This is a genomic window from Vibrio sagamiensis NBRC 104589 (assembly GCF_007990935.1).
GTDB lineage: Bacteria > Pseudomonadota > Gammaproteobacteria > Enterobacterales > Vibrionaceae > Vibrio > Vibrio sagamiensis.
In genome coordinates this window covers 74,450-90,393 of the sequence record NZ_BJXJ01000005.1, presented here as the reverse complement: position 1 = coordinate 90,393, position 15,944 = coordinate 74,450, and the positions used below count along the sequence as shown (strand labels likewise).

The window sequence follows — 15,944 nt, the reverse complement described above, 5'->3', positions numbered from 1 at the left end:
TCTTATCTCAAATCAAGAATGTCTTTGACCCACTGATGGCTATCAAACTGGCTAAGGTATAACCTCGCAGCAGTATTAAACTGAGTGGATTTGCACGTCGCTCGAATTTTTCTTAGTAAATTCTTAATATTCGTTTCTATTGCTAATGAGCGAGGGTCTAAGCCCGCATCTAGCAACTCATTGGTTGAAGCAACTAACTGCCTTATTTCTTGGTGTATTTGCTTTCTGGCTCTTGTCGTATTTTTGTGATTTAAGTGGTAAAGCTCGATCGACTTTTTTACTCTTTTGTAATTATCAGACGTGGAGTCACTTTCATTCGGACACGCTTCACCATTTTGATTAAATGTTAGCAGTTTGCAGTCATTCGCTTTTGTTGGATCCAATAACATTGGTTTTTCAGCATTGTTATCAGTCTCTGACTTGTTCCAATCTGGAGGTGTGAATAACGGGAAATGGTCGTGCTTCCCTCCTGCAGATTCAGCTTCAACTCTTCGCGAGTTACAGTAAGTGCAAGAATATCTATAATTTGACCATTCAAATGCTAACCACCAATACCCTGGATGCTCAGAACACTCAACAACTTTACCTTTAGGACGAAAATGGTCAATGGGGTTATCTGACCGAAGTTCTTTTGATTCACAATACCAACATTTACCAGATGATTGCTCAGCTAAAAGATCACTTAGATCACTCCATAGATTATTTTTAGCTGAGATTGCAGCCTTTCTTGCACTAATCCTTGCTCGATTAACTTTTTCTGTAATTTCTGCTGCAGACCAGTTTTTCTTCGCTCCTTCGGCTCTAACCTTAGCTTCACTCTCGTCCATTTTCCTATCGACATAAACCCAGGCCGCATCAACCTGCGCTTGTCGATTTCCCGGTAAATCAATCTCTACTTCATCTAAATCAATGTAGCGCATTAATCATCGGCCTCTTCAGCATCCAATTCAGCGAGAATCTTATCTGTCATCTCCGCCATCTGCTCTCTATCTTTATCTGACAGGAAAGTTTGTGCGAATAGCTTGTCACCATGCTTTCTGCCCCATGCTTTAACAAAAGCAGAGAAATATGGGTCTGAGTATGCGTCAAGAAAACCTGATTTATCTAACTGCTCTTGCAGTTCTTTATAGCGAGCTTCTTCTTCCTCTGTGCGTTCTTCATTTGCCAGCAGAATTGCATGTTCATCTAGCTTTTCTAATGTTTTCGGGTCCAAATCAGAACGCAGGCCAAACATGTCACTCATAAGGATGCCTGAGAATCCCATACCTTTAGGCTCATAGAGTGGTGACGCAGCAAAAACTTGCAAGCTATCTTCGTCACGCTTCATGATTTTGATTTGTTCTTGCTTCAAGGTGGAGATGACAATTGGGTCATGCGTCGCCAGTACAATATGGCTGTTATCCACAGCACCAGAGTCAGCCTTCTCTTTGTTTGCATCCAAGTTGAAGCCAGCAACTTCTTTTAAGAAATTAATGTACTCCATACTCCACGCAGGGTTTAAATGCGTGTCTGGTTCGTCTAGCAAAAATAGGGATTCATCATCACGGGTAAAACGCAACAAGCCTAGTACGGTAATCAGCTGTTGTTCACCTTCACTTAATTCTCTGAAGGTCAAAGACTCATCGCTACCATTCTTGTTCTTCACTTTTACTCGAATACGTACTTCGTTAATCAGGTTGGAAAAATAGATACTTTCTAATAATTTAAAGAAATCTTTATCCGAAGTTTTGTCACCCACCTGCTTCAGAGCTTCCAAATCCTTTAAGTACAAAAAAAGAGCTTCAACATTGTCGGCATTCTTCTTCATCGGATGAGGAACTTTCATCGTTCTACGCATTGGAGCTAAAGATGCAGAGAACAACCGATCTAAAAATGGCCTAACAACACCTGTCGCATTCCAAAACCTTGAATCGCCCTGCTTACTAGTCCAATCCGGCTTGTTAAGCACAAATAGCACCGATTCAATACCCTCTATAAAAAGCTTCTCTTTTAGAAACTTTTTAACTTTTTCATCTGCACCTAGAAAAAACGAAAGTAGGACAAAGTTACTATGTGCTTTTTGTGCATAAAACAATGGTCTTAACGGAAGCGTTGTCTCATTCAAACCATGCTTTACAGGGTAGAGAAGTTGGTCTCTAAATTTACGCTGGTGCTCGTAGAAATGCGTGGCTAGTCGGTCACTAGGTCCCGAGTAATAGCCAAAAACGTTCGATGGTAAAAACTGACGAGTTTCATCTTTAAAGAAATCAGTATATTTATCGGTTATAACCTTCTCAGGGCTGCCTTCGACATGAACTAGAACCTTATACTGGTCCTTCTTCACCGCGGTTTCCTTTGCTTCGACAATTATGCGGTTGCCACGACACAGATACTCTAGCTTGTAAGAAAACGAAGGTGCTTTGTGTAAATCAAGGTCACGAAAAATTATTACCAATGCTTCAATAACATTCGATTTACCCGCACCATTCCAACCAATGACGACTGTCACGAGTTCATTTTGGTCAAAGTCAATCTCAATATCTTTAAGATTCTTAAACTCACTGATCCAGAGTTTATCCAGCTTCATTTGGCTTTACTTCCTTGTATTCAAAAAGATCGCCTTGCTTAACATTCCCTACTTTAACTGGAGTAACATTGACTCCTTTCGTCGCGGTTACATCCTTGAGCTCTTGGTAAAACTCTTCGACTACCTCTGGTGTAACCTCACCTTGAAAGCCTGATAGTTCAAACAGCTCATCGACGTTCAATGGTTTCTTAGATTCCATAAGCACATCAATGATCGGGCGTCTTTTCATTTTTTTTGCTCTCGCTGTAGGTTTCTTTTTTGTAAGCTTGGCTTTTTGCTCCACTTGGTCTTTTTCCAAACGGACCTTTTCTAACAGTTGCTCAGCAGTTTCTTCCGAAGCATGGTTTTCAACTAGTTGGCCAGAAAATGCCTTTGATAAGATAGATGACTTTAGCTGTTCACTATGTTTAATTTTCTTCGTTAACTCATCTTCGGTTCGTTGCGCTGCCTCAAGCTTATCCGTGACAAGCTTCGATATTTCTATAGCCTCATTTATAGAAGGCAATGGAATTGGTAACCCCGATATTTTCGAGATACTCAGTGTATATAGACCCGAGGTAGAGCTCGCTACAGATTTAATTTGTTCTCGACCAGGTAAAGACATCAACCAATAAACGACAAAGTCACAAAGCTCTTTATCGATTAACCGAACTTTAATTAGATGGTTTTGATGTACACATGGACTGATTGAATCATCCCATACAGCTAATCGACCTATTTGATCAGGGCTACCGTTACCCTCTACAATGAGTAGATCTTTATCTTCTAGCAAGACTCGATCTAATTCTGTATCAGTAACCCCTATTTCTTGTATATCCTCTAGTCGCAGTTCATTGGCATATACGTTTGCTACACGCAAATAAGGTAGTTTCTTCTCAAAGCTTTTCCTTTTACTGTTCTTTGTTAAGCCTCCGCTAACCACGCCTAATGACTCGAAATAACACCATTCCCAAGCACTTGGAACAACAAAGGGTTGCTCTTTCTGATTGAATGACTTCGGAGCTTTATATTTTTCCTTCCACTTATCATTCTTAGGTGTCTTACCCTTCTCTTCAAAGGCTTTAAGCTGCTCTGCTTCCCAGTTCGCTCGGCGCTCATCGAGAATACGTTCTAGCAAATGTTCCGCAGGCTCTAACTTATCTGTATTTTGCGCACGCCATTGCTCTGTTAATTTTCCTGTAACTGCATCTTTAAGAACGGATTGGCGGTATTGTTGTAGCTTAGCTTTCGCTTGCTTTAACCCTTCCACACCAGCATCGATGTGAGAGAAAAGTTCTTCGATTTTTCCTACGATTAGCTCCTGAGTTCCTAACGGGGCTAGCGGTATCCAGGAATCTAGAATATGTTCGCGCTTAAGATTATTAATATTAGAGCCTTTTGAAAGACTCGAAATCAACTCTCTATGCTCTTTGGAGGAAAAGAAGTAATATACGTACTTTGCATTAAGCGCAGAAGATGGCCTCAGGCAGGAACAAAAGGCCCCATAACTACCATTAAAAGTTGCTCTTGCTAGTGCAGATTTTCCAACAAGGTGTTTACTACCACTTGACATAGCGATGATAATGTCACCTTCTTGTATTTTCTGATTCTGCGTTACTTTATCTTCTGGAACATAAACTAGATCATTAAAATTTAGTTCATCACCAATATTATTCGCTCTTAAAATCGGCACATAGCCTTCTTTAGACTCAGTGAATGCTTCATGTTTTTTGTAACTAACACCTCGCAATAATTCTGAAAAGCTAGAAAACTGAGCGCGAATCCAGCCTTGGGGAAGTGTACTTTTATCTACCATTTACTACTTCTTAGGCTATCAAGTAACCATTTAATTCATTTACTACATTATTCAGCTTATCACCAAATAACTGCTTCGCTTTAAATACGCCACCTTGTTGGTTGAATGGAGCGTAATCAAAGTCTTCTATCATCATTTCTGCGTTTTGGGCAATCTGCTGTTTAATCATATCTAACCATTCAAGCTGGCTTTCATCAAACTCAACACCAGCTAGTTGTTGCTGGCTTAACCATGCAATAAAGCGGCGTTCGACCACTTCAGGGAAAGGTTCGAGTACATCTTTTAAGCCTGTAGCATAACTAACTAGGCTTACGATATTAGTTAGCAAGGTCGCGGGTGGAACCCCTTTAACTTTTGCAGCTTCGAGCTGCTCATACGCCTTCCACACTTCAATAGGGGCGAGATTATAAGGCGGCGCTTGGATGTTTTCAGCAAGTTCTTCAATCTGATCGTAACTTAAATGTCGTTGTTGATACGGTTTGCTGTAAATTAGCTCAATTGCGGTAAGCTCATCCTTGTTGTCATCCATAAACTGCTTAAAGCTCTTGATAATGTGCTCGGCTTTTTCAGCATCAAAGCCTGCGTCGATCAGTTCATCAGCACTTTCATCAATGATTTGATCCGTATTACGCCTTACCTTTTCTACCAGCTCTCGTACATCAGGATTATGAAATGGTTTTACGGCAGCATCGGCTAAAAGCTTATAGACTTGATCTCGTTGTTCGACCGTTGGTGCATCAGTGCCAAATCTATCTATTGCTTCTTGCTCAAGGCAGTCTTCATTCGTTGCATGTATCAACTCACCCGCCACGAGCGCAAGCGGTTTGCCCATTAACTTCGTTAGTTCTGCTCGCTGCTTGTCGTCTAATTTCAGATCTAAGCGGATTAAGCGGTTACCCAAACTTCGCAGTGTATCTGCATCTCGGTCACCCCTAGCAATTTGCTCCATCAGTTTTTCAGTAGACACTGACGGTTTCTTCTCCATCGCTTGGCTTTCCGTTTTGTCTGACTCTGTCACTCCGACTGCATCAACTAAGACAAATTTGGTTTTTGCTTTTGCATCTGGCGTAACTAAGTGTAGAGAACTGGTATCAATCACTCGAGTACCACGCCCTTTCATCTGTTCATAGTAGGCTTGGCTGCGAACATCACGCATGAAGATGACGCACTCAAGAGGCTTAATATCCGTACCTGTCGCAATCATATCGACGGTCACAGCAATACGTAGCCTTGGGCTTGTACGAAATTCTGCAATGGTGTCTTCGGCTTTCTTCTTGCCAACCCGATAGGTTACCTTTTTACAAAAATGATTATCTTCATCAAATACTTCTCGAACTTTATCCACGATACGGTCTGCATGATCATCATCTTTGGCAAAGATCAGGGTTTTAGGGACCCAAGAGCGTTCACTAAAGCAATCAGGTAAGCATCTATCCTTAAAAGCGGTTAGAACGGTTGTTATTTGGTTAGGCGCAATAACGCTTCGATCTAGCTGGGTTTTGTTATAACTCTCATCTTTATCTAAAACTTCTTGACGTTTTTTCTTAGTCAACCGGTCACGGATCTGTACGGCGGTCCCCGCTTCTATTAAGTCCCCTTCCTCTGACTTTTTGGTTTTGATTCGGTAGATGTCATAACCGACGTTTACCTTATCGATGACTGCATCTTCATGAGTGTATTCAGAGACTAAGTTTTGATTAAAGAAACCGATGGTTTTCTTAGTTGGTGTTGCCGTTAGCCCAATCAAAAATGCATCGAAATACTCGATTACTTGTCGCCATAGGTTATATATTGAGCGATGACATTCATCGATAATAATCAAATCAAAAGTCTCAATCGGTATCGCAGGGTTATAGTTTACCGTTCGAGGTTGTTTAGCATCGCTATCTGCTTCTACTTCATATACAGAACGCTCATCAGCGTCATCATCGAGTTCTGAGCCTGAAAGCTGTGAGTAAAGTCGTTGGATTGTCGAGATAGTCACTTTCGTTGTATCTGCAACGCCTGTGGTACCCAAAATATTTACATTGTAGTGAGACGTAAATTTTCGACCATCAAGAGGAGTATCGTACTGCTCAAATTCTTTCTTGGCCTGTCGACCTAGATTACCTCTATCGACCAAGAACAAAACACGCTTAGCCTTGGCGTATTTTGCTAAACGAAATATTTGTGTAACGGCAGTAAATGTTTTCCCCGAACCAGTAGCCATTTGCAACAGAGCCCTAGGCTTGTTCTTTTTCAGTGAATCTTCGATGCCTTTGATAGCATCGATTTGGCAATCACGAAGGCCTTGTGTATTGAGTTCAGGTAGATCCAACATACGTGCTCGAAGTGTTTTCTCTTCCTCTAGCCACTTTTTCAATGTCTCAGGCTTATGAAAATGGAAGACATTTCGGCTACGAGCTTTAGGGTCTCGATAGTCACAAAAACGAATTTCTTCACTTGTTGCTTCGTAGGTAAACGGTAACTCATCCATCCAACGCTGTGTGAATGCTGATTTTGATAAGCTATAACGTTCACTTTGTCCCGCAACACCACCTAGAGATACTCCGTCTTTCTTAGCCTCAATAACGCCGCATGCTTTACCATCAATGAAAAGCATGTAATCCACTGGACCTGTGGACGTATCCATCTCTCTAATGGCGATTCCGTGGATGCCTTGCTGGCCTTCGTAGAGATTGAGACGCTTCTTATCTTGGATAGTCCAACCTGCTTCCACCAGCTTTTGATCTATGATTAAACGCGCCTGCTCTTCTGGCGTTAACTCTTTATTCATCGTGGGCTATCCTTCAAAAAACTCTTCATCGATACGCTTGATATACAACACCTGCTCATCTCGGCTACCGATGTTGTAACGCAGCATCAACTTGGCTAGCTCTTTACCATTGATTAGTACGATGCGCATGCCTAGGTCTTTTGCAGTTTGAACAGCGGAAGGTGTGAAATCTGAAGTCGTAATGAAAATGCCTTTCTGTGCTTTCTTTAGATTAAGTGCACCAAAGAAATCTCGGATTTCACTTGCGCCAACGTTGTTTCCATCGGCATAACGCTTGGCTTGAATGTAAACCTGATCAACACCCAATGGATCTTGATTAATCACGCCATCAACACCGTTATCGCCGCTCTTTCCTAGCGTATGAGCCATACCTTCATCACTTCCGCCATATCCCATTGCGAGTAGCAGGTCGATGAGTAGCTGCTCAAAAAATGCTGGAGATACTTTACGTGTTCGAGACAAGATGTCTGATGCTAAAGCATCATTGATTTGTTTATAAGCAGTCCTGAGAACTTCATCTGGTGTTGCATCATTAGCAGACACTGTTTTCTCTTCACCTTGGTTTGAATCGGTGTTTTTCTGCTTAGTGAACACATTGAAGTCATCAAAACGTTTAAGGTATTGGTTATTTATCTCTTCGCCACTGATTAGAGCATCGTGCCCCAACTCTGTTATCACGAAATGACCACGCCTTGTTGAATCCAAAAGCCCAGCTTTCGCTAGATAGGTTTTGGCCCATCCAACTCGGTTCGTGAATGCCGCTTGTCGTCCACTTGGAAGAAGTTCATTTCTCTCATCTTCTGACAGATTGAATTGCTCTGCGAGCAAGTCTACAACCTTGCTTAACTTGACTTCATCATTCTTAGCTGCCTCTAACACTGGCTTCATTAAATCTTGATAACTTGGAAGCATCTAAGCACCTACTTTTTTGTTTTTCTATCTATACTTAAAAGTCTTCACGTTTAAGGCATCATGAGCGACCAACTTTAAAGTTTGGTCGCTTACCTTCGCTTATTAATCTGCATGCTGCTTTCCGCCCAATTAAAGTAGGCAACCAGCTCTTTAAAGGTTAAAATTTAGCTTATTATTCAGAATGTTAACCCATATTAGACTTATTCATCAGAATTAATGATGAGAGAATATGAGAAAATTGGGGAATAGGCAATATGAGATAATTTCATACAATACTGAGTGCATAGAAAAAGTACAAATCCCCACCAGCTTTCGCTGGTGAGAGAAGAGCGATATTCTATAACTATCAGAATACAAGAGAAGCACTCTCCTAAAGTGCTGGCAATACTTCCTTGCATTGTGTTGAGCTGTGAACTGTTGAGTTCCCTTCCGTACTAAGTTGATTCAGCTTTCCGTATGTTTTATCAAAATAGCGCTTGTCGGACCAAACCTGAATATCGCCGATGACATACAAGTGTTTTTTGGCTCGGGTAACCGCTACGTTCAACAAATTTGGTTTTGAAGAAGCCCAAGACGCCCCGCCACTGTTTTTAGTGTCACAACCGAGTACCAAAACAACGGTATCATTCTCCTTGCCTTGGAAAGTGTGCACAGTCCCCACGTTGTGTTTCAAAAAGTTGTTAAACTCCTTGTTATTCCAACTTGAATTGTTAAGCAGCTCTGACTTGCTACGCCTCAAATCTTCTTTCAACTCTTTTCTTACCGCTTTAAATGGCGTTATTAGATAGATGCTGCTTAAGTCGCCATTCTGCACTGCTAATTCGAGTAAAAGAGCTTTAACATCTTCACCCAACTCACGTTTGTATTGTTTGAGTACACAGTCTCCTTGTGAATCATTCCATCGATTGTGTCCTAAGGCCTTATGAGTTCTTGGCTCAACGTCTTTATCGTTGTCAGAGCCATGTATCATTCGGTTGTTGTAAGCTATTTCATTCGAAATGCTAAACATTGGCTCGATACATCTACGATGTACCCATAACGGTATGCCTATCCATTGTTCTTCACCAGCCATATCTATCATACAGCCATATGGATTAACGCGATCGGCTAAAGTCTGAACTGACCACATACAAGGGTCCCACTTCTCAGATTCCTCTTGCAACTTGGATTTCATTAAGTAGTCAATCAGCTCTGGTGGCGATGTAAACACAGGTTCGATTTGCAAAGGGTCTCCAACAACCACCGCTCGCTTAGCACGAAGTAAGCCGCCTACCGCAGCTTGAGGTATGGCTTGCCCTGCCTCATCAATCATAAGCCAACCTAGAGAGTCTGGGGGCAACTTAGAAAACATATTTCCCAATGAAGCAAAAGTCGTCGAAACCACGGGGACAAACATAAATAGTATCTGCCAAATAGCCAGGGCATTTTCGCTATTCTTACCTAATACAACATCATTGATTTTAACTATCTGGGTTCGGAAGGTACTTTGCTTACTAGCTTCTATCAGCCAAGCCTCATGAAGCTGTAACGCAGCCGAGTATATATCAGATCGAAGTGCATTGATGGTCTCGTGCTGCCAGCATGCGTGCCTCTGCCTATCATGTCCCTCGATATCATCAGTCACTTCAGGTAAGTGATACCCTTTAAATTCCGTTCTATAGGCATTTAACTCATCTAAAAGCTTCTGCTTTTCAAGCTCTTTGGATTGGATATCAACCTGCTGCTGTAAAATTTTCTTTGTACACCCTTTTCTCTCGATTTCTTTGGAATCAACATTACCAATAATCAAGCGAATAGATTTTTTGACATTTTCGTACTCACGGAGTTTTTGAGATAGTGAAGCCTTATGTTGTTTATTTTTCTTAGTATTAAAGAACCGACTAAACCAACCAGGCGAGTTAACCTTCAATAGTTCAAGGGAAATTGAAATTTCTTCTTCCCTTCTCACTTCTACATTCTTTTTTGAACTAAGAACATCTAGCTCTACAGAGAGCGTTTGAGCATGGCTTTCTAGCTCATTTAGAACTAGGTTCATTTGATGTAAATCAGCATCAAATTGATTTTCATCGAAAGTCTTTTGCAGGCTATCAAAATAGGCTAACTTGTCATTCAATTCATAGAAATGAGATAACTTATCGTTAAAGGTCCTTTTGGCAATGTGAAATGAGGGCCCGGTATAAGTTGAGCGATATTGCCAAAAATTCAAGAAGTCCAAAGAAGGTTCTCTAACCGCTGGCTCATTGCCTTTTTCATAGTGATATTTAAAGAAAAAGCGATCGAGAAACCTTTGCCTCTTTTTATAAGCCCCCATGGCAGCAGAGATATTTCCCCAGCTCTGTTTTTTATCGTCCAAAGGTTGTAAACGACCTTTCTTTTCATCAGCACTAACTTGATTTGCTACAGAACGAAAAAAACTGGTATCAGCGTATCTGCCAGCTATCGACTTTGCTTGGGGAAGCTCTTTTGAGATATTTTCAACGGCGGCATTATTCGATGACGCCACGACCATTTCAAAGTCAGTAAGTTCTTTAACAAGGAACCCTTCTGGACTTAACCCATCGCTAGCTTTCGAAAAGGAAGCTAATACTTTCGCTCTCTCAACAATATTTTGCGCAATTATATCCCGCAGTAACGTCGTTTTACCTGTGCCTGGAGGACCATTAACAGAGATCACGCCACCTGTTTTGAGTTCCTTGAATACCGTATTGATCGCAAACTGCTGCATTAAAGACATGTTATGCGCAGGTTCTGTGAACCATCTACCTTCTGGTGTTTCTTTGGGGTTCAAGTGATTATGAATCAACGGTATCGAATCGTTGGTATACAGATCAACATGCTTATGACTGGATTGTCCCAAGTAGGTTTGAAGGGGTTGGCTGGCCCTGCCAGTGGAAATCGCATTAATGGCCCGCTCTATATCTCGAATATAAAAGCTGTTTAGAATAGGTAACTGAGATTCGTCTTCTTTAGATGAATCGTCATTATCGTCTTCAATTTTTCCTGGAGCCTTTTTGTTCTCCAAAAGATTGTCTGACTTCGCCTCATACTCATAAAAAGCCATTTGAAACGGGTAAACCTTTGAGTTCTCTGAAAGCAACAAATCTTGATTAGAAATACCAGCCCATTGGTAAAGCCCCTCAACCAAGCACATGAGGCTTTTCACACAAAGAGTATGCCTTCCCTCTGAGCTAGGGTGGTTAGGCAAGGTGTCTTCCCAGCGATCCACAAACTCGTTAAGATCGTCACACCGACTATCAAATCTTTCCTGAGATATACTCCCAGCTCTTCCCTCTAGTAACTCTGCTAGAGCCCAAGGCAGCGTACTTACCGAAAAGGTATCGAGTCGAGGAGTACCGAACTCATCCAACATCAATTTAGCAAAACAAGATGCTCCCTCATTATCTCTTCTTTGCTCTATCTCTTCAGAGAAGCAATCCTCTTGGCGGTTGGTAGAAAAATACTCTGCAACTTTTTTATCTATAGCCGATTTATCGAACAATCCTAGATATAGGGTATAAACACACTTTTTTCCTGGAGTCAGGCCGAGCTGCTCACGAGCCGCGGGGGTTAACCACGGAAGTAGGTAATTGCCATGTGACTGCAACTCGTGAGCGGACACGTTTACTGGTGCAATTTTACTTTCATCTTTGTCTGGTACTGAGTAGGCTTGGAAAAACTCTACTAAATGCCAAGCTTTTAATATATTTATCGAATCTTCTTTTCTGCTATCCACGAATTAACGCCTATCAATACCATCAAATATCATATAGTTACAATAATATACAGACTGGTTGCATAAGGCGATTAAGAACGATAAAAGAATGAGATAGTGTGACGGCTCCCTAAAAACAAAGCGGTATTAAATTATCTTAAAGCTAAACACGGTTCTCTCTGTGAAAACATAATCTAAACCTGAGTATGACTCGAAGTAAGCGCTTTCAGACATTTTATGGAACATTATGAAATCGTATCTCATAAAATATCTATAAGTCCTCCAAGTCAAAATACTCAGAACCAAAAAACCCCAGCATTGCTGCTGAGGCTTCATCTTAATTATTCAACCTTTTGGGCTTTGAACGCTCGCTCAAGCCTTTTGTATCTGGTTACGGGTTAATTGACTTCTTCTCGAACACATAAAGCCGCTAAATAGCTCCAATCTGCATCTTCGTACTCGGTGCCACCGATTTCCATGCTTCTTGACTTATGCTCGTCATCTAAACTTGCACGGTCTGAATACATCGTTATCATTAGAAGACCAGCTTACCGAATCCGTAATATCAACGAGGAATTTGCCCGTCGAGCTTTCATTGATGTCGCCTTTAAATATGACAGTTGCAATAAGATCACGAGCTTGTCCTCGTGGTACTTAAAAACGTCTTCGCTTTTCGTTAAGAGGGTGCCTTATTGAACGCTGTATTATTAGGCGGAAATATAGCATCATTCATGCTTTCAAAGTCGGAAAAACAGTTTTCAAGCCTTTAAGATCGAAATATAAGAGTGGGTTAGCGCGTTAAAGTGACGGAGATGATAAGGGAAATGATAAGATACAAAAAAAGACGTCCTAGGACGTCTTTTTTTTAGAATGTGGCGGTGAGTGAGAGATTCGAACTCTCGATACGTTGCCGTATACACACTTTCCAGGCGTGCTCCTTCAGCCACTCGGACAACTCACCGAATTTTTATCAACCTCGTTGCGGCTGACGGGGCTTAATTTAATGATTATGTGCCTGATGGTCAAGGCTAAATACAAATAAAAATGTATTTTTGAGTCTACTTGCTTACTATATGGCTAAATTGTGCAAATGTAAGTCAATATACCCAAGTGACCTCAAGATGCTTGATTCAGAGCGAGGTCACTGAGTCGAATTCAAGGAAGACAACGAAGCGGCATGGCGTGTTTTAGGCCTCATGACGTTAAATCCGGTTGAGTCTGGTACTGAAAGAGTAAGGCGGAATGTCGATATAAAGCATCACTGAGCTCAGATTCTACGATTGGCTTAGCGATAATATGATCCGCACCTGCACCGAGCATACGTTCTTGGGTTTCTTTAAACACGTCTGCGGTACAACCAAAGATCAGAACCGATCGACTCGGTGTTTCCATGTTCCTGATCATCGCGATCGCCGTGATACCATCCATGATTGGCATGTGATTATCCATTAGTATGAGATCGTATTGTTGCTTTTCGATCTGCTCAACCGCTTGCTGACCATTGACCACACTGTCACAAACAAATCCTTTTTCTTTTAAGAAGGTTTCTATGATGATGGTATTAGTACGGTTATCTTCTACGACTAGGGCTCTCAGGCCAGTACAGTCGAGTTTATGGGTAACCACAGACTCAAATTCCCGTGGTTCACATAGCGTACATGGCAGTTCAACGCTAAAAGTACTGCCGACACTTTGATGACTTTGCACACGAATCGTTCCTCCCATGTATTCTACGATCTTTTGAACAATGGTAAGACCAAGACCTGTCCCACCAAATCGCCGTGTCGTGGAGGATTCCGCTTGTTCAAATGGTCTAAAGATACGCGCTTGTGCTTCTTTACTGATCCCAATACCACTGTCTCTTACATTGATCGTAAGCCAAGCGAGATCTTGCTTGATGTGTTCAATAAATTCGACTTCCACAAAACCATGTTCAGTAAACTTAACGGCATTGTTAAGTAAATTAAATAATACTTGACGTAACCTTGCCTTGTCATTTTGATACCAACGGCCAGGCTTTATATTGGAGGTTACTCTAAACTGCAGCCCTTTTTCGATACAAAGAGTATGGTAAACACTCTTAATACTGCCCAAAATCGATTCAATCGGAAATGGGGTATTATCGAATTCCAGATGCCCTTGTTCAATTTTAGAGTAATCGAGAATTTCGTTAAGTAAGGTCATCATATGATCACCAGAATCATAGAGTGACGTCAGAGTATTTCTTTGTTCATCGCTTAGTGGTGTTTTAAGTAAGATTTGTGCACTACCAAGAACACCATTCATCGGCGTTCGAATTTCATGTGAAAGGGTAGCTAAAAAAGCGGTTTTCGCATTTGTTGATGCTTGAGCCTTAACTCGCTCTTTTTCTAAGTGACTGGTCTTCTCATTAAATTTATTGATTAACTGCCCTATTTCATCTTCACTGTGATAACCAATATCGATAACATCTCCCGCTTTTGAGCGGTCCACTTGATGGGCAATACTTACGATCGGCTTGACAATGTAATGGGTCAATAAATAGTAGCCAACCATCACACACAGTAGTAAAAAAGGAATAATGCCACGCTCGACACTCATCACCTGTTTAAACACTTGCTCAGCCACTTGAATATTGGCATTCACTACATCCATCTGCCAATTAAACGCACCAAACTTCAATTGGCTAATGTAGATTCCTTTGGTTAAGTGAAAATTATGTTCCAACACCACATGAGATTCACTATCACGAATCACAACACCTAGTGAATAATGACGACTCTGGGCCTTGATAAAATTAACCAATGCGGTAAGAGAAATATCCACCGTTGCCACCCCTGCAAATGCACCAGACTGATAATAAGGCGCAGAAGCGGTAATCATTTGAACCTGAGTGAACATATCAATATATACTTCAGACCAACGTACCGTCCCCTCTGGCGCGCCTGCTACCGATTGATACCAAGGCTCATTGTCATATCCATTTGATTCAGGATTATTATAAGAGTGGACTTGATCAAGTTGGTGATTATTGGCTTTATTAAAAAACAAACTAGTATAATGTTTACGTTCTGCCGATTTTTGTGGAGTCGGCCATAAGCCACCACTGACAATAATTTCATCACTCATTTTGATTAACTGCGGAATCGCTTCTTTCAGATTTACCGCTGATTCTGCAGTCTGCCCAAGCCCAACAAGACTTTGTAATAACCCCACGGAACTGGTCAAAGGCGCATCTATCTGAGACGCAAGCAATTGAGTTCGAAGATCTAAGTTTCGTTCTAGTCTAGCGCGAACCGGAGGCTCAACCACAACATAAACCACTGTACCTATGGTAGCAATAAAGAAACATAAGTATGCCGTTAGAGCGAATATGCTTTTTCTTCTTAGCGATGAGTGTATTTCCATATACCTGTACTCTGCCTAATATCGATTTATGTTGCATTGATTGGTAAGATAGTAGTCATTCACCACCTCGTTAACAAATGGTATTCTATTTTGAAACTACAAGACATCCTCACTCTTCCAGAACTTGATGGAAAACTTCTCAACCTTGCAAAAACTCAAGGCTTCGTCACAGCGATGGCTTGTGCTCCTAATGTGCTCAACCCACAGGAGTGGCTACCCTTCCTATGGGGCGGTGAAGAAACTGCACCATTTTCTGATGGTGAGCAGCTTGAGCTTTACATCGATGAAGTCATCCAAATTTGGAATAATGCTCGTCCAATGTTACTTGAAAGTAACTGGCAATGGCCTGAAGCCTGCACGCTGGATGAACAAGATATTGTGTCAGCAAGTGCTCGTGATTTTTGTGAAGGTGTTTTACAAGGTTGGCAATTAACGCGTGACGATTGGGAAACATTGATGCCGCAAGATAGTGAAGATAGTGCTCTGCTAGGTGGGGTACTGCTATCACTGACGATGCTTTATGATCCAGAAACTACCATTGCTTCTCTTGCTGAGCAAGGCATGGAAGGCTTAGATCAGTTTGAAGAAATATTTAATGCGATCCCTATGATGCTCAGTGGCCTAACTCAACGTGGTGTGATGCTAGCGGAATCCCAATAACTGCGGTTATACCCGATAACATCAAGGTGTTTGGGTATATAAGTGATTCAACCAATAAAAAGGCGCCCCACATTCGGGCGCTTTTTATTAACCCAATTCTGACCATTCAACTTTGGATGATCAAACCTTCAACAGC

At 41.4% G+C, this 15,944-nt stretch carries 9 protein-coding genes and 1 tRNA gene; 1 reads left to right on the top strand and 9 read right to left on the bottom strand.

Annotation, left to right across the window (positions count from 1 at the left end; all coding sequences use genetic code 11):
* Window positions 1–2: 2 nt before the first annotated feature.
* The 9 genes from VSA01S_RS03860 to VSA01S_RS03825 all read right to left on the bottom strand — a co-directional run bounded on the left by VSA01S_RS03860 (window position 3) and on the right by VSA01S_RS03825 (window position 15,148).
* A complete protein-coding gene (locus tag VSA01S_RS03860; RefSeq protein ID WP_050567300.1) occupies window positions 3–920 on the bottom strand; it encodes an HNH endonuclease family protein in 918 nt (305 codons plus the stop codon).
* Window positions 920–2,566: an AAA family ATPase gene (locus VSA01S_RS03855; RefSeq protein WP_039980478.1), complete on the bottom strand. Its 1,647-nt coding sequence runs from the start codon at window positions 2,564–2,566 to the stop codon at window positions 920–922. Before VSA01S_RS03855 ends, VSA01S_RS03860 begins: the two co-directional genes overlap by 1 nt.
* Window positions 2,553–4,361, bottom strand: coding sequence for a restriction endonuclease subunit S (locus VSA01S_RS03850; RefSeq protein ID WP_050567301.1), 1,809 nt, complete (start codon window positions 4,359–4,361; stop codon window positions 2,553–2,555). Before VSA01S_RS03850 ends, VSA01S_RS03855 begins: the two co-directional genes overlap by 14 nt.
* A 10-nt stretch (window positions 4,362–4,371) precedes the next feature.
* Window positions 4,372–7,137: a type I restriction endonuclease subunit R gene (locus VSA01S_RS03845; RefSeq protein WP_039980479.1), complete on the bottom strand. Its 2,766-nt coding sequence runs from the start codon at window positions 7,135–7,137 to the stop codon at window positions 4,372–4,374.
* 6 nt (window positions 7,138–7,143) lie between these two features.
* Window positions 7,144–8,049, bottom strand: a complete 906-nt coding sequence (locus VSA01S_RS03840; protein WP_039980480.1) for a restriction endonuclease — start codon at window positions 8,047–8,049, stop codon at window positions 7,144–7,146.
* 370 nt (window positions 8,050–8,419) lie between these two features.
* On the bottom strand, window positions 8,420–11,782 hold the full coding sequence (locus VSA01S_RS03835) for a DEAD/DEAH box helicase (protein WP_039980481.1): 3,363 nt from the start codon (window positions 11,780–11,782) through the stop codon (window positions 8,420–8,422).
* Between the two features lie 377 nt (window positions 11,783–12,159).
* Window positions 12,160–12,297: a hypothetical protein gene (locus VSA01S_RS19925; RefSeq protein WP_158000765.1), complete on the bottom strand. Its 138-nt coding sequence runs from the start codon at window positions 12,295–12,297 to the stop codon at window positions 12,160–12,162.
* Window positions 12,298–12,634: 337 nt separating this feature from the next.
* Window positions 12,635–12,722 (bottom strand) — tRNA-Ser (locus VSA01S_RS03830).
* 233 nt (window positions 12,723–12,955) lie between these two features.
* Complete coding sequence (locus tag VSA01S_RS03825) at window positions 12,956–15,148, bottom strand: hybrid sensor histidine kinase/response regulator (protein WP_083932222.1); 2,193 nt, start codon at window positions 15,146–15,148, stop codon at window positions 12,956–12,958.
* A gap of 90 nt (window positions 15,149–15,238) precedes the next feature.
* Between VSA01S_RS03825 and VSA01S_RS03820 the strand changes: the two genes are divergently transcribed.
* Complete coding sequence (locus VSA01S_RS03820) at window positions 15,239–15,808, top strand: YecA/YgfB family protein (protein WP_039980482.1); 570 nt, start codon at window positions 15,239–15,241, stop codon at window positions 15,806–15,808.
* Window positions 15,809–15,944: the final 136 nt, after the last annotated feature.

What these genes read in the sequence shown, in the direction of transcription:
- VSA01S_RS03860 (WP_050567300.1), bottom strand. Translation starts at nt 920, where the DNA reads ATGCGCTACATTGATTTAGATGAAGTAGAGATTGATTTACCGGGAAAT.
- VSA01S_RS03855 (WP_039980478.1), bottom strand. Translation starts at nt 2,566, where the DNA reads ATGAAGCTGGATAAACTCTGGATCAGTGAGTTTAAGAATCTTAAAGAT.
- VSA01S_RS03850 (WP_050567301.1), bottom strand. Translation starts at nt 4,361, where the DNA reads ATGGTAGATAAAAGTACACTTCCCCAAGGCTGGATTCGCGCTCAGTTT.
- VSA01S_RS03845 (WP_039980479.1), bottom strand. Translation starts at nt 7,137, where the DNA reads ATGAATAAAGAGTTAACGCCAGAAGAGCAGGCGCGTTTAATCATAGAT.
- VSA01S_RS03840 (WP_039980480.1), bottom strand. Translation starts at nt 8,049, where the DNA reads ATGCTTCCAAGTTATCAAGATTTAATGAAGCCAGTGTTAGAGGCAGCT.
- VSA01S_RS19925 (WP_158000765.1), bottom strand. Translation starts at nt 12,297, where the DNA reads ATGATAACGATGTATTCAGACCGTGCAAGTTTAGATGACGAGCATAAG.
- VSA01S_RS03825 (WP_083932222.1), bottom strand. Translation starts at nt 15,148, where the DNA reads ATGGAAATACACTCATCGCTAAGAAGAAAAAGCATATTCGCTCTAACG.